A 19,734-nucleotide genomic window follows, 5' to 3' on the forward strand; every position below is an offset into this window, starting at 1 on the left:
CCCGGCCTCGTTGAGTCTGGAGCGATTCACACATTATGCGGCTGATTGCGTGAATCCCTGCAGACTCAACCGTTCAGCGGCGGGCAGCCATGACATTGGCGATCTGCCCGACGCAGGGCTCGTTCTGCAGGGACGTGGTGTCCCCCAGGGCGGTGCCCTCGTAGAGCTGGGTCAACAGGCGCCGCATGATCTTGCCCGAGCGCGTCTTGGGCACGTCCGGCACGAAGACCACGTCCCGCGGCTTGGCCACCGGGCCGATCACGGTGCCCACATGCTGGCGCAGTTCCTCGGCAGGGGAGGGCGGGGCCTCGCCACTGGAGGTCCCGACGCCGGCCGCAGCAGTCCCAGCGGCCGCGGCGGACCCGCGTCCCTCGGCATATCCGGCGCGGGCCACCACGAAGGCGACGGCGGCGTGCCCGGTCTTGGCGTCCGGCACGGGGCAGACGCCGGCCTCCACCACACCGGGGTGCGAGACCAGTGCCGACTCGATCTCGATGGTGGACAGGCGGTGGCCGGAGATGTTGATGACGTCATCGATGCGGCCCAGGATCCAGATGTCCCCGTCCTCGTCGTACTTCGCGCCGTCCCCGGCCAGAAACCAACCCTGCTCGGCGTAGTCCTTCCAGTATGAGGAGTAGTAGCGTCGCGGATTGCCCCAGACGGTGCGGGCCATCGAGGGGCCGGTGCGGGTGATCACGGCCTTGCCCTGCAGGCCGGCGGCCACGGGCGCACCGGAGTCGTCCACCACGGCCACGTCCACGCCCGGCAGGGGACGGGAGCCACAGCCGGGCTTGAACCGCTCGTCGTCCTGCCGCGGGGAGACGATGGTCGCCCCGGTCTCGGATTGCCACCAGGTGTCCACCATGGGCACGCCCACGGAACCGTCGCGCGGGACCTGCGTGCCGGCGTCGGCGGTTTCGGCCTGTGCCTCTCGGTCCAACTCGGACAGCCGGTCCCGGCCGATCTGCGTGCGCGCCCAGGTCCAGGCCTCCGGGTTCACGGCCTCGCCGACGGTGCCGACCAGACGGATGCTGCTCAGGTCATAGTCTGCGGGGATGCCCTCGGGGAACCAGCCCATGAGGGAGCGGACCAGGGTGGGCGCGGTGTAGTAGCTGGTGACTCCGTAGCGCTCGATGACCTCGAAATGGCGGCCCGGGTGCGGGGCGTTCGGCACCCCCTCATAGATGACCTGCGTGACGCCGTTGGAGAGCGGCCCGTAGATTTCGTAGGTGTGGGCGGTCACCCAGGCCAGGTCCGCCGTGCACCAGTGGACGTCCTGCTCCCGCGCGGTGGGATCCGGGTTGGAGAACAGGTAGTCGTAGGACCAGGAGGTCTGCACCAGGTATCCGCCGGAGGTGTGCACCAGACCCTTGGGCTGGCCGGTGGTGCCGGAGGTGTACATGATGAACAGCGGGGTCTCGGCGTCGAAGGACGAGGGGGTGTGGGTCTGGGGCTGGCGGTCCACGATCTCGTGCCACCAGACGTCCCGGCCCTCGACCCAGTTCAGCGTGCCCTCACTGGTGTCCGTGTGTCCGGTGCGGTTGAGCACCAGCACGTGCTCGATGTTGTTCTCGCCGGAGACGGCCTCGTCCGCGTTGGCCTTGACCGGGACGGCCTTCCCGCGGCGGAACTGGCCCTCGGAGGTCACCAGGAGCTTGGCGCCGGTGTCCTCGACGCGGAACTTCAGGGCCTCGGCGGAGAAGCCACCGAACACGAGCGAGTGCACGGCGCCGATCCGCGCGCAGGCCAGGGTGATGACGATGGTCTCCACCAGTACGGGCAGGTAGACAACCACGCGGTCTCCCTTCCCGATGCCCAGTTCGATCAGCGCGTTCGCGGCCTGGCTGACCTCCTTCTGCAACTGCGCGTAGGTCACGGCGCGGCGGTCGCCGGGCTCCCCCTCGAAGTACAGGGCCACTTTGTTCCCGCGGCCGGCGTCCACGTGACGGTCCACGCAGTTCACCGCCACGTTGAGGGTGCCACCCTCGAACCAGCGGATCTCCGGACCGCGCTCGGCCTCTGGTTCCGGGTCCGTCCACGAGTGGGTGGTATGCCACTCGGTGTCCCAGTCGAGGCGGCGTGCGGCCTGATCCCAGAAGGCCAGGCGGTCACCCTCGTCCACCGGTTGGCCGTCGCCGAGGCCGCCGTGGAGCAGATCCGAGGGGCGGCCGGGGTGGACGGTGGTGTCGGCGGAGTTCAGGACTCCGCCCGGCAAAGGGCCCGGCAACGGGCTCGGCCGCGGAACGGGGAGGGCGCCGGTTTCGGTGGTGGTGTTGGGGGCAACAGACAAGACAGAACCTTCTTTCCATCGAATCTGGCGGTAGCACCTGGTGGCCGAGACCGCGCCCGGGAAGGGGCCGGCGTCGACCACGGGTTGCTGCGGCGTCACAGAGCCAGATCTCTCGGCCGCTCGGGATGGTCGATTCCACTGTACGTCCGGGCCCCGGGGCCGGACCAAACCGGTGAAGCCGTGCTACGGCAGCGGGATTAGTCTGGACGGGCAGCGGTGACGGCATGCCACCGGAACGGGGAGGGCCCATGGAAGAATTCGCGCTGCTGGCCGTGGCCGGCGTCCTGATCATCGTCCTCGTGTCACTCTTCGCCCCGAAGCTGGGCGTGGCCGCGCCCATCCTGCTGGTGATCGTGGGCATCGGCTGCAGCCTGATCCCCGGTGCGCCCAGGATCCTGCTGGAGCCGGAGTGGATCCTCATGATCGCGCTGCCGCCAATCCTCTACTCGGCTGCGGTCAACGTCCCCATCACGGATTTCCGCCGGGACCTCGAGACGATCAGCGCCCTGTCCGTCCTGCTCGTGATCGCCTCCGCCTTCGCCACCGGATGGCTGATCTGGTGGGTGCTGCCGGACATCGGCTTCGCCGCCGCGGTGGCACTGGGGGCCGTGATCAGCCCGCCGGACGCCGTGGCCGCGACCTCCATCGGCAAGAAGCTGGGGCTGCCGCCGCGGTTGGTGATGATCCTGGAGGGGGAGGGGCTGGTCAACGACGCCACGGCCCTCGTCATGCTCCGCACCGCCATTGCGGCCACCGCCGGCAGCATCACGTTCTGGGGCGCCATCGGCGACTTCGTCTACGCGGTCATCGCGAGCGTGGCGGTCGGGATGCTGATCGGGGCCCTCACGGTGGGGGCCCGGTCCCGGATCCGTCAGCAGCCGGTGCTCACCACCGCGATCTCCCTGACCGTGCCGTTCCTGGCGTACATGCCGGCGGAGAACCTGCACGCCTCGGGCGTCATCGCCGTGGTGGCGGCCGGGCTGGTCACCGGGCATCAGGCGCCCAAACGCTTCAGCGCCGTGGACCGCATCACCGACCGCACCAATTGGCGGACCATCCAGTTGCTGCTGGAGAACGGCGTGTTCCTGCTCATGGGCTTTGAGATCACCTCGATCGTCGCTGATGCTGAGTCCTCCGGCCGGGGGTTGTGGATGGCCGTCGCCCTCGCGGCCGCCTGCACCGTGATCCTCTTCGGGGTCCGCATCCTGTTCGTCGTCCCGCTGATCGCCCGTCTCCGGGCCCGCCAGCGGAGGATCCCCGAGGTCGCCGAGCATCTCGACGCCGCCCTGGAGGCCGTCGCCGAGGACGATCAGGAGGCCAACCCGCGGCGCGCGGCACGGCTGCATCGGTGGCGTGCCGACGCGCAGTTCCAGGCCACCCACAGCCTCGGCTGGCGTGGTGGCGCCGTGCTGGCCTGGTCCGGGATGCGCGGAGCCGTGACCCTGGCGGCGGCTCAGTCGCTTCCCTCGGACATCCCCTACCGGACCGAACTGATCCTGATCGCCTTCACCGTCGCCATCATCACCCTGGTGGCCCAGGGTGGCACGCTGCCCCTGCTGATCCGCGTCCTCGGCATCAAGGGCACCAGCGAGGAGGCCGAGGGCCGTGAGGTCACCCGTCTGGCCGAGGAGATCGTCGCCGCCCGCCGGGCCTTCCTGGACAACCAGGCGCTGCTGCGGGAGAACGGCAGACCCTTCGCGCCAGAAGTGTTGGAACGGACCCGGAGCCGGGGCCTGGCCGTCACGGAGGCGCTGGCCGCCATGGTCAATGACGATGATCCCGACGGCCAGGCCCAGCAGCACCGCGAACTGCGCCGCCAACTCGTGGACGTGGAACAGTCCGTCCTGCTCGACGCGCGGGCCGGCGGCACCTACTCCTCGCACACCCTCCGGCGGGCGCAGCATTTCATCGACGAGGAGTCCACCCGGATGGCCTAGCCGCGCAGCGTTCCGGGCCGGACCATGGACGCCGGCAGAGGCCGCGATCGGCTCACGGGCGGTGGGACACTGGGGCGCGGCCCAGCTCCTCGACGGTCAGTAGCCGAACGCCCTCGGGACTGCGGGCGGCCTCCAGCACGGGGCCGACGGGATACCGCTCCGGATCGGTCCCGGCCATGAACTCCTCCAGGGCCGCGGCCAGCCCCGCCTCCGGCAGCAGCCGTTGCCCGCGGACGAGGCGCTCCGGCGGGGCGAGGGCCAGCAGGAGCATGCCGTAGACGGCGTCCTGCGTCCCGTCGACCGGCGGCTGGAAGTAGGGCACGTCCAGGATCAGCCCACCGAGCCGGGCGTAGAAGCGCAACCGCGCGGCCGGGTCCCCGTGCACGGGGTGGGCCTGATGATGGGCGGGATGCTCCACCTCCGCGAGCACCACGGAGACCCCAGGGTCCGCGGTGATGCCGGCCAGCAACCCGGACAGCAGCGTCGTGCCCACGCCCCGCCCCCGCTGATCGGCGCGAATGGCGACGTAGCTCAGCAGCACGGCCGGGGAGCCGGTGAAGGTCGCGGTGATGGCCACGGCCACGGGATTCGACGCCTCGCCGACCACGCGCATCGTGGCCGAGCCCCGGGCCACGTCCTCGAGCAACTCCTCCACCGAGACCAGTTCTCGGGGCGGGAAGTTCGGCACCAGCAGGCGCTCATGCACCCGTGCCACCGCGGCGGGGTCCGTGACGATGTCGGTGAGCGTGTCGGTGACCGGGGCGCCAACGGGCTCAGGCGGGATGAGATCGTTCACGGGGTCCTCCTGGCGTGCGGTGGTGATGACCACGGTAGGCGAGGATTCCGCCGGTCAGGAAGCCGGCTCAGAAGAGGACACGGCCGTGATGATGGGATCCTCAGGCGATCACCACTTTGCGGGCAGTAATTGGTGGTGTCCTGCACACACCACCGATTACTGCCCGCAAAGTCAGATCTCGGGTCAGGACCAGCGGCGGATGGCCCGCTGCTCCACGAGGCCGAGGATCGCGTCCGTGATCTTGCCGATGACTGCCAGGAGGATGATCGCCAGGATCAGCCGGTCGGTGCGGCCGTTGTTCTGAGAGTCGCTGAGCAGCCACCCCAGACCCATGGAGGAGGCGATGAGCTCCGCGGCCACCAGGAACAGCCACGCCTGGGCGAGGGCCAGCCGCAGGCCGGAGAACACGGACGGCACCACGGCGGGCAGCTGCACGGTCCGCAGGAGGCGCAGGCCGTGGTAACCGAACGCGCGGCCGGCCTCCACGAGGTGCGGATCCACGTGCTTGAGCGCCGCATACACGTTGGTGAAGATGGGGAAGAAGGCACCGATTGCCACCAGGGTGACCTTGGAGTCCTCCCCGATGCCCATCCACAGGATCAGCAGCGGCACCCACGCCAGTGACGGCACCGCGCGGATGGCACCGACCAGCGGCGCGAGCGCGGCGTCGGCCCACGTGGACAGGCCCAGGAGGGAGCCGATGAGCAGGCCGAGGACCCCGCCGATGGCGAAGCCGAGCAGAACGCGTTGTACCGAGATGGCGATGTGATGCCACAGGGATCCGTCGGCGGCCAGGTCGATCCCCGCGCTGATCACCGAGGCCGGTGAGGGCAGCTGGACCGGGGAGAACAGCCCTGCGGTGGTCGCGGCCCACCAGGCGATGACGAGCGCCACCGGCAGCAGCAGCCCGACGACGGCCCGGCCGGCCGAAGTGCCCAGGATCCCGCGGGCGCCTCGGCCGGTGGCGGGACCACCGCCGTCCCGTGGCCCGGGGCCGGAACCCGGGCTGGCCGGCGTCGTGCCCTGGTTGCGGCGCCCTGTCACGTCATCATCCCGAGGTGATGCCGGGGTTAAGTGTTCGGGCGAGACGAGGGAGCTCACTGGGTGGCCTCTTCGGCGAACGAGGGCTCGAGGAGCTCGGCCAGGGCCTTGTCGACGTTCTCCTGGCTGGCCACGTCACCGGTCTCCACGAGGATCGGGCCGACGACCTCGAGGACGTCGAGCTGCGCCTGGCCGGGCACCGGGTCCACGTCCAGGTTGGAGCGCTCCTCGATGACAGTAATGGCCACGTCTTCCTCCAGACCTGCCACCTCGGCGAGGATGGAAGCAGTCTCCTCCGGATTCGCCAAGGCCCACTCGCGAGCCTGCTCGTAGACGTCCACCACGGTCTGGGCCAGCTCGGGGGACTCCGCCAGGAAAGACTCGGTGGCGTTGAGGAAGCCATAGGTGTTGAAGTCGACGTTGCGGTAGAACAGTTCGGCGCCCTCGGCCTCGGCGCCGGCCATAATGGGGTCCAGCCCGGACCATGCGTCCACGGACCCGTTGTTCAGGGCCGCGTTGCCGTCCGCATGCTGAAGGTTCTGCACCGTGACATCAGCCTCGTCCACGCCGGCTTCGCCGAGGGCCTGAATGAGGAAGAAGTACGGGTCAGTGCCCTTGGTGGCCGCCACGTTCTTGCCGACCAGGTCCGTGACCTCCGTGATGTCTGAATCGGCGGTGGTGACCAGGGCGGACCACTCCGGCTGGGAGTACAGGCTGATGGTCTTGATCGGGGTGCCGTTGGCGCGGTTGAGCAGGGCGGCGGAGCCGGCCGTGGAGCCCACGTCGATGGCCTCGGCCCGCAGCGCCTCGTTGGCCTTGTTCGAACCGGCGGACTGGATCCAATTCACGGTGACGCCCTCGTCTGCGAGTTCATCCTCAAGCCAGCCCTTCTCCTTGATGACCAGGGAGAGGGGGTTGTACGTGGCGTAGTCGATGTTCAGCTCGCCGCCACCCACGCCACCGTCGGCCCCGGCTTCGGCGGCCTCTCCACCGGATCCCTCGCCGGCGACGCAACCGGTGAGCGTGAAGGCCGTGATGGCGAAGGTGGTGAGGGAAAGGGTGAGGCGTGAGCGCATGGTGGGGCCTTTCGAGGGGGTGCGGTGCGTCCCGGGCCGGGAGGGATGAGGCGCCGGGCGATCGGGTGGATACGGAGGGGAACCGGTCAGTGGCGGTGGGCGTCCACGCCGAGGCCGCCGAGCAGCTCGGTCCGGAGGTGGGCCAGTTCGGCCGAGCCGCGGTCCCGGGGCCGTTCACCGGGGACGGTGACCACGGTGCGGGTGGTCGCGCCGGGGGCGGAACCCGGAGCGGGGTCCTGGCCGAGCAGCAGGATCCGGTCGGCCAGCTGGAGCGCCTCGTCCACGTCATGAGTGACGAGCAGGACGGTCGTGGCGGTCTTGGCATGGACGTCCAGGAGTAGGTCCTGCATCCTCAGCCGCGTCAGAGCGTCGAGCGCGCCGAACGGCTCGTCCAGCAGGAGAACGCCGGGCTGCCGGGCCAGGGCGCGGGCCAGCGAGGTCCGCTGGGCCATGCCGCCGGAGACTTCGCGGGGCCGGAGGTCGGCGTGCTCGGCCAGACCCACCAGATCCAGCAAGTGGTCGACGTTCTCGCGGCCCTCGGCCCGTCCGATGCCGGGCGGCAGCCCCAAGGACACGTTCTGGTGGAGGGTGCGCCAGGGCATGAGGCGCGGTTCCTGGAACCCGACTGCGGTGCGGGGGTCATAGGGGCGGACGGCGGACCCACCGACGAGGATCTGCCCGGTGCTGCCGCTGTCCAGGCCGCCCACGGCACGCAGCAGCGTCGACTTGCCGCAGCCGGAGGCCCCGAGGATGGCCAGGACCTCGCCTGGCTGCACGGTGAGGTTGATGTCCCGCAACACGGTGCGTGCGCCGTCGATGGCGGGAAAGGACCGGCCGACGTCGCGGAACTCCACCGCAAGGCTGGTGGTCGGGGCCGGCGGCGCGGTGAGGACGCTGGAACCGGGCAGGGACTCGGCAAGGGCAGTCACGGTGAATCACGCTCCATCGGTTCTGGCATGAGCACCTTCCCGGGTCATACGGGAGGTTGCTGCGGCGTCACTGAGCCAGATCTCTCGGCCGCTCTGGATGGTTGATTCATCTAGTGAAGCAGAGCACGGGGTATCCGTGTCAACCGCTGAAGATGCTGTACACCCGGTCCCACAGGGGGCAGTGAACCGGGCAACGGCATGTTTTCCGGGCCAGTCATTCCCCCTCGCGCACCTACACGCCGCGTCATGTGACGTCACATTCAGGGACTTTTGCCGTCGAATCCGGGCCCGCGGCCAGCCAACGGCACGACAGGTCGATATATGACGCTGGATTAGTTCGTATCCCAAGCCATCTGGTCGCCTGTGAGAGACCCATCCAGAGCGGCCGAGAGATCTGGCTCGACGACGCCGCAGCAACCCCCTGTCGAAGCGGGTGCTACCGCCAGGACCGATGGAAGGACGTGCATTCTGATGCTTGAACGTGTCCCGCGCCGCATCCGGCTCAATGCCTTTGACATGAACTGCGTGGGCCACCAGTCCCCGGGGCTGTGGCGCCACCCGGAGGACCGCTCCAGTGACTACAACTCGATCGGCTACTGGACGCATCTGGCCCAGGTCGCCGAACGAGGTCGCTTCGACGGACTGTTCATCGCCGACGTGCTTGGCACCTATGACGTGTACGGCGGCTCTAACGAGGCCACTCTCACCGCCGGTACCCAGGTGCCGGTCAACGACCCCATGCTGCTCGTCAGCGCCATGGCCGCGGTGACCGAACACCTCGGTTTCGGCATTACCGCAGGAACTGCCTACGAGCATCCCTATCCCTTCGCGCGCCGGCTGGCCACTTTGGACCATCTCACGGGCGGGCGGGTCGGTTGGAACGTCGTCACCGGCTACCTGCCTTCGGCTGCTCGCAACATGGGCAGCCAGGACCAGCTGGCCCATGACGAGCGCTACGACCACGCAGACGAATACCTCGAGGTTGTCTACAAGCTGCTGGAGGGTTCCTGGGACGAGGACGCCGTGGTCCGGGACCGGGACGGTTGCGTCTACACGGACCCGGCCAAGGTGCACGAGATCGGCCACCAGGGAACCTACTTCTCGGTGCCGGGCATCGCTCTGACCGAGCCAAGCCCCCAGCGCACCCCGGTGGTCTACCAAGCCGGCACATCGCCGCGCGGCCTGGCCTTCGCCGGGCAAAACGCCGAATGCGCCTTCGTCTCCGCCCCCAGCCGGGACAAGCTGGCCCAGGCCGTGAGCAGGATCCGTGCTGCTGCCGTGGAGGCCGGCCGTGACGCGAAGGACATCAGGATCTTCAACCTTGCCACCGTCATCACCGGTCCGGACGAGGTGGCGGCCCGTGCCAAGCACGCCGACTACCTCCGTTACGTGGACCATCGTGGTGCCCTCGCGCTGTTGTCCGGTTGGATGGGCATCGACTTCTCGCAGTACGACCTGGACGATGTGATCGGTCAGGACGTGCAGACCAACGCAGTGCAGTCTGCCGTGGAGACCTTCCGCTCGGGCGGTGGCCACGCCTCCGCGGACGGGGAGCCCTGGAGCATCCGGCGACTTGCCGAATGGGTCGGCATCGGGGGCTTCGGGCCGGTGTTCATTGGCTCCGGTGCGCAGGTCGCTGACCAGCTGCAGGATTGGGCCGCGGAGACGGACGTTGACGGCTTCAATCTCGCCTACGCGGTCTCCCCGGGAAGCTTCGAGGACGTCGTGGAGCACGTGGTCCCCGAGCTCCAGGCCCGCGGTGCCTATCCTTCCGAGTACGAGTCCGGCACCCTGCGACACAAGCTGTTCGGCCGCGGGGATCGGCTGGCGGAGAACCACCGAGGCGCCGGCTTCCGGCTGGCATCGGCCGGTACCCGGGACGGGGGCGCGCTGTGATCGAGATCCGCGATCTGCACCAGGCCTACACCGGACGTGGGGGGTCCGTCGAGGTGCTCAAAGGCATCGACCTGACCGTGCCGGAAGGCTCCATCACCGCCGTGGTCGGGCCCTCCGGGGCTGGCAAGACGACCCTCTCGCACTGCATCTCCCTGTTGGAAAAGCCCACCCAGGGCGAGATTCTGGTGGATGGCAGCGACCTGTCCCGGCTCCGGGGCCGCCAGCTGCGCTCCGCCCGCCGTGCCATCGGCACAATCTTCCAGCACTCCGCCCTGCTGCGCCGCATCACCGTGGCCGAGAACGTCGCCCTCCCGCTGCGCAACCTCGGGGTGGTCCACCACGAGATGCAGGACCGTGTGGCCGAGATGCTTGACCGCGTCGGATTGCTGCACAAGGCCGACTCCTACCCCGGTCAGCTCTCCGGCGGCCAGAAGCAACGAGTAGGCATCGCCCGGGCCTTGGCCCTGCGGCCGCGGATCCTGCTCTCGGACGAGTCCACCTCCGGCCTGGACCCGGACACCACGGCACAGATCCTGTCCCTGCTGGCCGACCTGCGCACCGACCTAGGCTTGTCCATCATCCTCATCACCCATGAAATGGACGTGGTCCGGAACGTCGCCGACCAGGTGGCCTCCCTGTCCCACGGCCGGCTCGCGGAGTATGGCTCTCTGCCGTCCCTCGTCGCGGACCAGGACTCCACCGTCGGCGGGCAACTATTGCCGATCGCCGCGTTGCCGCTTCCGGCTGGCTTCGATACCTTCCTGGACCTCGCCTATCAGGACGGGGACGTGGACCCCGAATGGTTCACCCGAGTGGCGGTTGATCACCAGATCCGCCTGGCCCTGCTCGGTGGAACCATCGAGGCGCGCGGCGCGACCGCACTGGGCCGCGCCGTCGTCGGGGTCCGCGGCGAGCAGGCCCAGCGCGCCATCGGCGCCCTGAACGGGCTCGGGCTCAGTGCCCGACTGAGGAGCGACGTCGACCGGTCCGGTCCCACCGGGACCGCCATCTCGGCTGCCAGTCCAGACCCCACCGGACCGCCGCCGTCGGGCGCCACTCCGATCCCGGCCGGCGCGACGGCGGGGGCGACGGCATGAGTGCGACCGCGGATACCTCCCAGCCCCTGCTCTCCGATACCCCGCTGTCCGAGCTGCCTGCCCTGTTGCTGCCGGCCTACGGGGAGACCTGGGCCATGGTCGGCATCGTCATGATGCTAGTCGTCCTGATCGGGGGTGCCACCGGCGTGCTGCTGTACAACACGAGCCCGCGCGGGCTATTCCCCCAGGACCGGGCCTACGGGCTGCTCAGCTGGGCGGTCAACATGGGTCGGTCTCTGCCGTTCCTCGTGCTGATGGCGGCCATCATCCCGCTGACCCGGTGGATTACCGGCACCACCCTGGGCATCGCCGCGGCCGTCGTGCCCATGACGATCGCCGGCATCCCGTTCTTCGCCCGGTTGGTCCAGAACACCCTGAACGACCTGCCGCGGGAGAACATGGCCGTCGGTCTCGTGACGGGGTCATCCCCAGCACAGATCATCCGTCAGACGCAACTGCGCGAGGCCCTGCCCGGTCTGGCCTCCGCCATCACCCTGAACACTATCTCGATGATCGAATACTCGGCCATCGCCGGGACCATCGGCGCGGGCGGTATCGGCTTCCTGGCCGTGACCTACGGTTACCAGCGCTTCGACATGACCGTCATGCTCGGCACGATCGTCCTGCTCATCATCACCGTCCAGCTCGTCCAGTTCGTCGGCGACCGGATCGCCCGTTCACTGACCCGGCCCTGAGTGGCCCCGCACCCTGTTGAAGGACCTCATATGAACTCCGAGAAGAAGACTCCGGCGACCACCGGGAAGAAGGTGACGGCTGGACACGATCACGGCTTCACCCTGCGAAAGTCATTCACCGTGCTGCCCTGGTCGCTGGCGGCCATCGCTACCGTCGCTGCCCTGGTCCTGGGTCTCGTGGTGATTCAGCAATCCAACAGGCCGGCTGTGGCCGCCGGTGAAGAGGCCGAAATCACGAGGCCGCTGACAGTGCACTATGAACCGGCCATGGCCGGAGAAGAGAGCTTGGTGGAGTTCGTGGCTGAGGAGATCGCGCCCGACTACGGCGTCGAGATCGAGGCCGTGGGCATCGCGGATGGAGTCCAGGCCAATCGGTCCGTGGCCGAGGGCCAGATTGACGCCACGATCTTCGAGCACCAGTGGTACATGAAGCAGGTGGCGGAGGGTAACGACCTCGATCTGTCCACCACGGTGGAGATCTACCAGTGGGCCTTCGGCCTGTACTCCACCCGATACGACAGCGTGGAGGACTTGCCGGACGGCGCCACCGTGGCCGTGCCCACAGACCTGGCCAACCAGGGCCAGGCGCTATGGCTGTTGGAGCGCGAGGGCTTCATCGGGCTGGACCCGGACATTGAACCGCGCACCGCCCAGCTCAAAGACGTGGTGGAGAACCCGCGCCGTCTCGACTTCACCGAGATCGACCTGTTGTCCATGGCCCGGACTCTGGACTCGGTAGACGCCGCCCTCGGCTACACCAACCTCTTTGACGCCGGCAAGATCGGCCGGGACAAGGGCATCCTGTTCCCGGACCCGCCCCGGACCTACGCCGCCTGGCTGATCGTGGGGACCGAGTTCAAGGACACCCCGGAAACCCGCAAGCTCGTCGAGGTCTTTTCCGATCCCCGGTTCGAGGAGTACCTGGAGACGACGGACAACCCGCTGGTCGCCGGCGTCTTGACCCCCGTCTCTGAACAATAGGCAACGCCCACCTCGCAGCATGACCCCGTGGGGTCAGGAGTAACCACGGTTCTCTGACCTCACCGCATACCTCGCATTGGACCCGGGCCGTCGCCGAGTGGTCTGATGGAGGGGACCACCATCCAGAGCGGCTGAGAGATCTGGCTCGTCGACGCCGCAGCAACCCGCCCGTCAGGGGCCAGGGTGCTACCGCCAGGACCGATGGAGCTTTCACATGACGTCCGTGTCGTCCCGCTACACCGCACTGTCCGACCGTTTCGCCCCCGCCTTCGCGGAAGTGGCGCAGGGGGAGGTGCCCCGGGAGGCCGGCCGCCACCTGCCCTTCGCGGCCTTCGAACAGCTCCGGGAGCAAGGCTTGGGCGCCCTCAGCGTCCCGGAGACTGCCGGCGGAGCGGGGGCGAGCCAGGAGGACGCCTTCCGGCTGCTGATGGACCTCGCCGCGGTGGACGCCAATACCGCCCACCTGCTGCGCAGCCACCTCAGCTTCGTCCAGCATGTGCTGGTCCAGCCCGACCGCACCGTCCGTGATCGCTGGCTGCGGCGTGTGGTCGAGGGGGAGGTGGCCGGCAGCGCCCTGTCCGAGGGACGCGACGCACCGCTCGGCGGGCTCGGAACCACCGTGACCCAGGACGAGGCGGGGCAGTTGCTGATCAGCGGCAACAAGTTCTACACCACCGGCAGCATCTTCTCCACGTGGGCCCTGGCCACCGTCCGGCTGGACCCCAGCGTCTCCCGTGCCCTCCGACGCAAGGTCCTGTCCCGCGGCACCGGATCTCGGCGCGCCGCATCCCAGGGTCCAACATCCCTGGGCACGACGCCGGCCGCGGCCTTGGGCGGTCGGGGCGGCTCCCAGCGGGCCGACGTCGCGCTGGCCGTGGTGCGGGTGCGGCAACCGAGGATCACCGTGAAGGACGACTGGGACGGCTTCGGACAGCGTCTCACCGGGACGGGGACCATGGTGTTCCGCGGTGCCGGTGTGGAGGAGCTGCTGACGCTGCCGTCCGCCGACGGTCCGGTCCCGCTGCACCACGAGTCCACCCTGATGGCGTTGCTGGCGGGCATCGGACGGGCCGCGCTGCGTGACGGCGTGGAACAGACCCGGCGGCGGAGACGCTCGCCGAACACCGGGGGCGGGCTGACCCCGCGTGAGGACGACCAGCTGCTGGGAATCATCGGCGAGCTCTCCGCCCAGCAGGCGACCGCTGAGGAGCTCGTGCGCGCCGCCGGACGGGACCTGGATGCGGCACTGGAGCTCGCCGCCGGGCCGGAGCAGCCGGTCGGGGAATCGGGGAGTGCGCCGGGCGGGCGGGTGGCCGGCGTCGGGATGGACGACGGCGGAACCGCGGCCGAGGCGATGCACCGCGCCGCCCTGACGGCGCACCGGGCACACGTGATGGTGCCGAAGCTGGTGCTGGACACGTGCACGCGGATCTTCGACACGCTCGGGGCCTCCGCCACCAGTACGGACCTGCAGCTGGACCGGCACTGGCGTAATGCCCGAACCATCGCCAGTCACGATCCGGCTGTGTTCATGGCTCGGATGGTGGGCGATTGGGAGGTCAACGGCACCCAGACGGTGCCCTATCTCCAGACCGGCGTCGCCGAAGAGGTCTTTAGCCCGACCCATCCGTAGGAGCGTCGGCTCCGAACACCAGACAGCACCCTGCAGTAGAGCAGGCCACCCGACCGACGCCCCACCGGACCCCTCCGGACCGACACCCCAGGAGCCCCGCGGATGAGAACACCACCCATGTTGAACGACGCCCCTGACAGGTAGGCCAATCCTGGCCCCGCGCCCGGATAGGGTGGAGCCATGACGAGCACCGCAGGCACCGGCCCCGGCCGCAGTGCTGCGCGCGAGCGGGACGCCCACCTGGTGGGCTTGCTCCAACGCAGTGCCACCGGAGACCAGGAGGCCTTCGCCGCCTTCTACGATGCCGTGGCTCCCTCAGCCTATGGGCTGGCACAGAAGATCGTGCGTGACGCCGACCTCGCGGCCGACGTGACACAGGAGGCCCTCGTGGATGTGTGGCGCTCTGCAGAGCGCTTCGACCCGGCCCGCGGATCAGTGGTCGGCTGGGTCTGCTCGATCACGCACCGTCGGGCCGTCGACCTCATCCGGTCCACCCAGTCCGGTCGGGACCGGGAGGAACGGGCCGGGGTGGCCGGGTTCGAACGGGACCGGGACGACGTTGCGGAGGCCGTGGAATCAGCGGAGGACCGGGACCGCGTGACGGAATGCCTCGGCACGCTGACTGGTCTGGAGTACGAGGCCGTGACGCAGGCCTACTACGGCGGACTGACCTACCGGCAGGTCGCTGAACGACTCGGGGCCAAACTGGCCACCGTGAAATCCCGGATGCGCAGTGCGCTCCAACGACTACAGGACTGTTTGGGGGTGGGAGCATGACGAACGGAAACGAGAACAAGAACGGGAACGTGATCGACGCCGAGTTGCTCGCCGCCTGGGCCCTGGATGCCGTGGACGAGGGCGAGCGCCGCGCCATCGAGCAGCGGCTCCGCTCAGACCCCGAGCTCCGCGCCCGGGCCGATGCCCTCAACAGCACCGTCGCCCGCCTGGCGGTGAGCACACCGGCTGAGCCTCCCGCCGATCTGCGGGACCGTGTCCTCTCGGCCGTGGCAGGGCCCGAGCAGGGCGCCCGGTCCGCTGCGGACGGCGACGCCTCGCCCCTGGCGGCCCACGGAGCAGCCGGCTCCAGTGCTGGCGCCGAGCGAGCCGGCATCTCTGATCTGGACAGTCACCGTGCCCGACGCCGGCCGGCCGCGCGCCGCTGGTGGGTGGGGGCGGTCTCGGCCGCCGCGGCTGCCGCCGTCGCCGTGGCCGTGGTGGTGAGCCAGCCGTGGGCTCCCACGGGTGGAGTGACCGAGGGCGATCAGCTCACGGCGATCGAGCAGATCCTGCAGGTGGACGGGGCCGAGCGGCTGGAATCCCCGGTGACCGGCGGAGGCGAGATCGAAGTGGCCCGGGCCCCGTCCGGTGAGACCGTGCTGGCCGCGCGGGGACTGCCGGAACCGGCGGAGGGCCGCGACTATCAGATGTGGACGATCCAGGGTGAGACGGCTCCCCAGCCGGCTGGCCTGTTGGAGGTCCAGGACGGCCTCGCCCTCGTGCGGATGCAGGACGTGCCGGCGGATGCCGCGCTCGCCGTCACGGTGGAACCGGCCGGAGGGTCCGAGGCACCGACCACGGATCCGATCGTGGTCCTCGCCTCGAGCTGACAGAAGGCCGCCATCCCGGTGTGAGGGCAGAGATGGGTACTCATCTCTGCCTCACAGCGGAAGGGCTGGGTGACTCCGCGTGAACCTCGGTTGGGGTCGCGCCCGGAGGTGTGGTGCAATCGATGGGTACCCATCCAGAGCGGCCGAGAGATCTGGCTCGATGACGCCGCAGCAACCACCGGGCAACCGGACAGGTGCTACCGCCAGGACCGATGGAAGGAGCATCACCGTGTCTGTCCCCAGCAACGAGAACGTCCATGGAACGAGCCATCTCCCCGAGGGCGTGCCCACCACCGCCGCCGGCAAGCGTGAGATCCTCTTCAACGCCTTCGACATGAACTGTGTGGCCCACCAGTCACCCGGCCTGTGGCGCCACCCCGAAGACCGCGCCCGCGACTACAACACCCTGGGCTACTGGACGGGATTGGCCCAGACCCTGGAACAGGGCCTGTTCGATGGCCTCTTCATCGCCGACGTGCTCGGGCCCTATGACGTCTACAACTCCTCCGACGAGGCCACCCTCAAGGCCGGCACGCAGGTGCCGGTCAACGACCCGATGCTCGTGGTCCCGCCGATGGCCGCTGTCACCAAGAATCTGACCTTCGGGGTCACCGCCGGCACCGCCTACGAGCACCCCTACCCGTTCGCCCGCCGCCTGGCCACCCTAGACCACCTGACCGAGGGCCGCGTGGGCTGGAACGTGGTGACCGGCTACCTGCCCTCCGCCGCCATCAACATGGGCCAGGAAGACCAGATGGAGCACGACGAGCGGTACAACCACGCGGACGAATACCTCGACGTGGTCTACAAGCTCCTCGAAGGCTCCTGGGAGGACGACGCGGTCGTCAACGACAAGGAGTCCGGGGTCTTCATCGACCCGTCCAAGGTCCACCGGATCGAGCACGAGGGCACCTACTTCAAGACCCCCGGCATCGCCTTCACCGAGCCCAGCCCGCAGCGCACCCCGGTGATCTACCAGGCCGGCGCCTCCACGCGCGGTCGAGCCTTCGCCGGAAAGCACGCCGAGGCCGTGTTCATCAACTCACCCACCGACGAGATGATCAAGGGCACTGCCGCCAAGATCCGCCAGGGGGCGGTCGAGGCCGGCCGCGATCCCTACGACATCCGCATCATGTCCATGCAGACCATCGTCACGGGCGCCACCGACGAGGAGGCGCGCGCCAAGTACGAGGAACTGACGCAGTACATCGACGTGGAGGGCGGACTGGTCCTGATGTCCGGCTGGATGGGTATCAACCTGGCCGAGTTCGAGCTCGACGAGCCGATCGGGGACGTCAAGTCCAACGCCATTCAGTCCACCGTGGAGACCTTCCAGAAGGCCTCGGGTGACGCCGGGTCCGTGTGGACCGTGCGCAGACTGGCCGAATGGGTCGGCGTGGGCGGCTTCGGCCCCGTCATCGTCGGCTCCGGTGCGACCGTGGCCCGGGAACTGGCGCGCATCCAGGACGAGACCGATGTGGACGGTTTCAACCTCGCCTACCACATCACCCCCGGCACCTTCGAGGATGTCGTCGAGTACGTGGTCCCCGAACTGCAGCAACTCGGCCGCTACAAGACCGAGTACGCCGAGGGCACCATGCGCCACAAGCTCTTCGGGCGCGGAGACCACCTGCCGCAGAACCACTACGGCTCGTCCTTCGCCCTGCGGAACCGCGCCGCTGTCTGAGAGGTGCGGGGGCCGGCGTCGGGCCGACGGTCAGCCCCGCCCCGGCCCGTTGAGCCTGGAGGGATTCACGCCCTGGGTGTCCCCTGGAGTGAATCCCTCCAGACTCAACCGTGAGGGCACGTGAGACCGTGGCGGCAACCGGGTATGCAGGAACCCCGGCCCCCTGAAGCGGGGGCCGGGGTTCCGGTGCGTGGTGGGACGGTGCCGGATCAGTAGCGGTCCGGTCCGCCGCCCTCGGTCTCGAGGGACTGCGACGGATCGGAGAGCACGTCGCCGGAGGCGTCCTTGACGTTGGTGTCCCCGCTCGAGGCATTCGCATCGGAACCGGTGGCCGGGGTGCTGGAGTCCTTGGTGACGGATGTGTCACCGGAGGCGTGCTTGCCGGCGGACCTGTCCGCGGCGGAGGAGGCCTTGTCAGCCAGGTTCTGAGCCGCGGAGGAACCCTTGTCAGCCATGGTGTGGGCGGCGCTGTTGGCCTTCTCGGACAGCCCGGGTGCCTTGTCCTTCAGGGCATCCGTGGCCTTGTCCGCCAGGCCGGCGGCCTTGTCCGCCATCGCGGGTGCCTGGTCCTTCACGGCGGTGGTGGCCTTCTGGGTCGCCTTCTGCACCTGGTCCTGAGTCTTCGGGTCATTCCAGAAGCTCTGCGCGTTCTTGGCGAACTTGTCGAGGTTCTTGCGTCCTTCGCGGCTGCCCAGGAGATATCCGAGGGCCGCGCCGATGCCGAGGGTGATCAATCGTTTCATGTCGTCTCCTTTGTGGCGTCTGCCCGTGGCGGGGTGACCGCTCGGGTATGCCCCGAGTCTTCACCGCGGGCGGAGTCAGGTCAATCGGTGCACAGCCTGGCGCCGGGGGATTCACAGCTTTTCCTCAGGCATGGCGTCGAGCCCGGTGCGGAGCGGCGCTGCTGTCCGGACGCCGTGGCACACTGTCCCCAGCGAAGGAGGGGACATGATGATTCTCAGCTCCGAACAGGTGGCACGGATGCGGTTGATCTCCCAGGGGCTGGTCGAGCCGCTGGCCACTGCCGTCGAGGCGGCGCGATGGCTGACGTGCACCCAGGGCCAGGACTACCCGGGTTCCACTGTGTCCCTGGCCCTGCGCAGTGTGGGCCGGTCCACCGCGGCGGTCCGCGAGGCCTATGACGCGGGGCGCATCGTCCGGTCCTGGCCGATGCGTGGCACCCTGTTCGCCGTGGCGGCCGAGGACCTCGGCTGGATTCTGGACCTCACCGCGGCCCAGACATTGAAGGCGAGCGAACGGCGCCGCCAGGAGCTCGGTCTGGACACGGGCGTACTCGAACGGGCCGAGGCGGTAGCACTCCAGACCCTGTCCGGTCCGGGACTGACCCGCTCCGGACTGCTGGAACGATTCACCCAGGAGGGACTGCCTGTGAACGAGGGGCGCGGATACCACCTGATCTTCTTCCTCGCCCTGCGCGGGGTGCTGTGTTTCGGCCCCACCGAGGGGCGGGAACAACGCATCGTGCTGGCCACGGAGTGGATCGGCTCCGCAGTACGGGCGCCGGGGGCCACGCCAGAGCGGCTGCCCGGTCCAGGGCGAGACCGGGAGGACGGGGTTCGCGACCTGCTGCTGCGCTACCTGCGCTCCCACGGCCCGGCCACCGTGGAGGACTTCTGCTGGTGGTCCAAGATCGGCAAGACTCAGGCTCGGGCGGCACTGGAAGACCTCCAACCGGACCTGCTCTCCGCCGACGTGGACGGACGGAAGCACTGGATGCTCCCGGACCTGCCGGACCGTCAGGCAGAGAGGGCCCGGGCCACCGCCGCACCGATTCTGCTGCCCGGATTCGACGAGATCGTCCTCGGCTACCAGGATCGGTCCGCGGTGTTGACCAGGGATGAGGAGGCACGCGTGGTCCCCGGGCGCAACGGGGTGTTCAAGGGCACGGTGCTGCACCGCGGCCACGCCGTCGGGACCTGGAAGAGGTCCACCCGGCGTGGCCAGCCGGTCGAGGTCACCGCGTTCGGAGAATTGCCCGGCCCGGTGGCCAGGGCGGTGCCCCGTCTCAGCGCCGCCCTGCCGACCTGACACCGCGGGCCCCGGCCGGA

Annotated in this window: 16 protein-coding genes and 5 riboswitches; of the genes, 10 read left to right on the forward strand and 6 right to left on the reverse strand. The window is 69.2% G+C overall.

Annotated elements, in window-relative coordinates:
- Window positions 1–73 precede the first annotated feature (73 nt).
- On the reverse strand, window positions 74–2,290 hold the full coding sequence (locus ABD134_RS10040) for an AMP-binding protein (RefSeq protein WP_378108229.1): 2,217 nt from the start codon (window positions 2,288–2,290) through the stop codon (window positions 74–76).
- A gap of 12 nt (window positions 2,291–2,302) precedes the next feature.
- Window positions 2,303–2,422: riboswitch (SAM riboswitch) on the reverse strand.
- Between the two features lie 116 nt (window positions 2,423–2,538).
- Between ABD134_RS10040 and ABD134_RS10045 the strand changes: the two genes are divergently transcribed.
- On the forward strand, window positions 2,539–4,227 hold the full coding sequence (locus ABD134_RS10045; RefSeq protein ID WP_344229100.1) for a cation:proton antiporter: 1,689 nt from the start codon (window positions 2,539–2,541) through the stop codon (window positions 4,225–4,227).
- A 52-nt stretch (window positions 4,228–4,279) separates the two neighbouring features.
- Here the strand turns inward: ABD134_RS10045 and ABD134_RS10050 are convergent, their stop codons facing one another.
- The 4 genes from ABD134_RS10050 to ABD134_RS10065 form a co-directional block, all read right to left on the reverse strand.
- Entirely contained in the window at window positions 4,280–5,023 is a 744-nt protein-coding gene (locus ABD134_RS10050) for a GNAT family N-acetyltransferase (RefSeq protein WP_344229101.1), read from the reverse strand.
- Window positions 5,024–5,206: 183 nt separating this feature from the next.
- Window positions 5,207–6,067 (reverse strand): ABC transporter permease, encoded by an 861-nt coding sequence (locus ABD134_RS10055; protein ID WP_344229102.1) that lies wholly within the window; start codon window positions 6,065–6,067, stop codon window positions 5,207–5,209.
- Window positions 6,068–6,120: 53 nt separating this feature from the next.
- The gene (locus tag ABD134_RS10060; protein WP_344229103.1) at window positions 6,121–7,140 is read right to left on the reverse strand and encodes an aliphatic sulfonate ABC transporter substrate-binding protein; all 1,020 of its coding nucleotides are present in this window, start codon (window positions 7,138–7,140) and stop codon (window positions 6,121–6,123) included.
- A gap of 86 nt (window positions 7,141–7,226) precedes the next feature.
- Entirely contained in the window at window positions 7,227–8,069 is an 843-nt protein-coding gene (locus tag ABD134_RS10065) for an ABC transporter ATP-binding protein (protein WP_344229104.1), read from the reverse strand.
- 10 nt (window positions 8,070–8,079) lie between these two features.
- Window positions 8,080–8,173, reverse strand: a riboswitch (SAM riboswitch).
- Window positions 8,174–8,438: 265 nt separating this feature from the next.
- Window positions 8,439–8,527, forward strand: a riboswitch (SAM riboswitch).
- A 13-nt stretch (window positions 8,528–8,540) separates the two neighbouring features.
- Here ABD134_RS10065 and ABD134_RS10070 point away from each other — a divergent pair.
- The 8 genes from ABD134_RS10070 (at window position 8,541) to ABD134_RS10105 (ending at window position 17,665) form a co-directional block, all read left to right on the forward strand.
- A complete protein-coding gene (locus ABD134_RS10070; RefSeq protein ID WP_344229105.1) occupies window positions 8,541–9,965 on the forward strand; it encodes an LLM class flavin-dependent oxidoreductase in 1,425 nt (474 codons plus the stop codon).
- Window positions 9,962–11,062 (forward strand): methionine ABC transporter ATP-binding protein, encoded by a 1,101-nt coding sequence (locus ABD134_RS10075; RefSeq protein WP_344229106.1) that lies wholly within the window; start codon window positions 9,962–9,964, stop codon window positions 11,060–11,062. Before ABD134_RS10070 ends, ABD134_RS10075 begins: the two co-directional genes overlap by 4 nt.
- The gene (locus ABD134_RS10080; RefSeq protein ID WP_344229107.1) at window positions 11,059–11,757 is read left to right on the forward strand and encodes a methionine ABC transporter permease; all 699 of its coding nucleotides are present in this window, start codon (window positions 11,059–11,061) and stop codon (window positions 11,755–11,757) included. Before ABD134_RS10075 ends, ABD134_RS10080 begins: the two co-directional genes overlap by 4 nt.
- Before the next feature lie 30 nt (window positions 11,758–11,787).
- A complete protein-coding gene (locus tag ABD134_RS10085) occupies window positions 11,788–12,738 on the forward strand; it encodes a MetQ/NlpA family ABC transporter substrate-binding protein (RefSeq protein ID WP_344229108.1) in 951 nt (316 codons plus the stop codon).
- A 115-nt stretch (window positions 12,739–12,853) separates the two neighbouring features.
- Window positions 12,854–12,946, forward strand: a riboswitch (SAM riboswitch).
- A 6-nt stretch (window positions 12,947–12,952) separates the two neighbouring features.
- Complete coding sequence (locus ABD134_RS10090) at window positions 12,953–14,371, forward strand: acyl-CoA dehydrogenase family protein (protein ID WP_344229109.1); 1,419 nt, start codon at window positions 12,953–12,955, stop codon at window positions 14,369–14,371.
- 180 nt (window positions 14,372–14,551) lie between these two features.
- Window positions 14,552–15,148, forward strand: coding sequence for an ECF RNA polymerase sigma factor SigK (gene sigK, locus ABD134_RS10095; protein WP_344229110.1), 597 nt, complete (start codon window positions 14,552–14,554; stop codon window positions 15,146–15,148).
- Window positions 15,145–15,978, forward strand: coding sequence for an anti-sigma factor (locus tag ABD134_RS10100; RefSeq protein WP_344229111.1), 834 nt, complete (start codon window positions 15,145–15,147; stop codon window positions 15,976–15,978). The genes sigK and ABD134_RS10100 overlap by 4 nt, the downstream gene beginning before the upstream one ends.
- Window positions 15,979–16,105: 127 nt before the next feature.
- Window positions 16,106–16,197: riboswitch (SAM riboswitch) on the forward strand.
- Between the two features lie 64 nt (window positions 16,198–16,261).
- Window positions 16,262–17,665 (forward strand): LLM class flavin-dependent oxidoreductase, encoded by a 1,404-nt coding sequence (locus ABD134_RS10105; protein WP_344230841.1) that lies wholly within the window; start codon window positions 16,262–16,264, stop codon window positions 17,663–17,665.
- A 209-nt stretch (window positions 17,666–17,874) separates the two neighbouring features.
- On the opposite strand, the gene ABD134_RS10110 is transcribed toward ABD134_RS10105, so the two are convergent.
- Entirely contained in the window at window positions 17,875–18,408 is a 534-nt protein-coding gene (locus tag ABD134_RS10110; RefSeq protein ID WP_344229113.1) for a hypothetical protein, read from the reverse strand.
- Between the two features lie 205 nt (window positions 18,409–18,613).
- Between ABD134_RS10110 and ABD134_RS10115 the strand changes: the two genes are divergently transcribed.
- The gene (locus ABD134_RS10115; RefSeq protein ID WP_344229115.1) at window positions 18,614–19,714 is read left to right on the forward strand and encodes a winged helix DNA-binding domain-containing protein; all 1,101 of its coding nucleotides are present in this window, start codon (window positions 18,614–18,616) and stop codon (window positions 19,712–19,714) included.
- Window positions 19,715–19,734: the final 20 nt, after the last annotated feature.

This window comes from Citricoccus alkalitolerans, from assembly GCF_039528175.1.
Classification (GTDB): Bacteria; Actinomycetota; Actinomycetes; order Actinomycetales; family Micrococcaceae; genus Citricoccus; species Citricoccus alkalitolerans.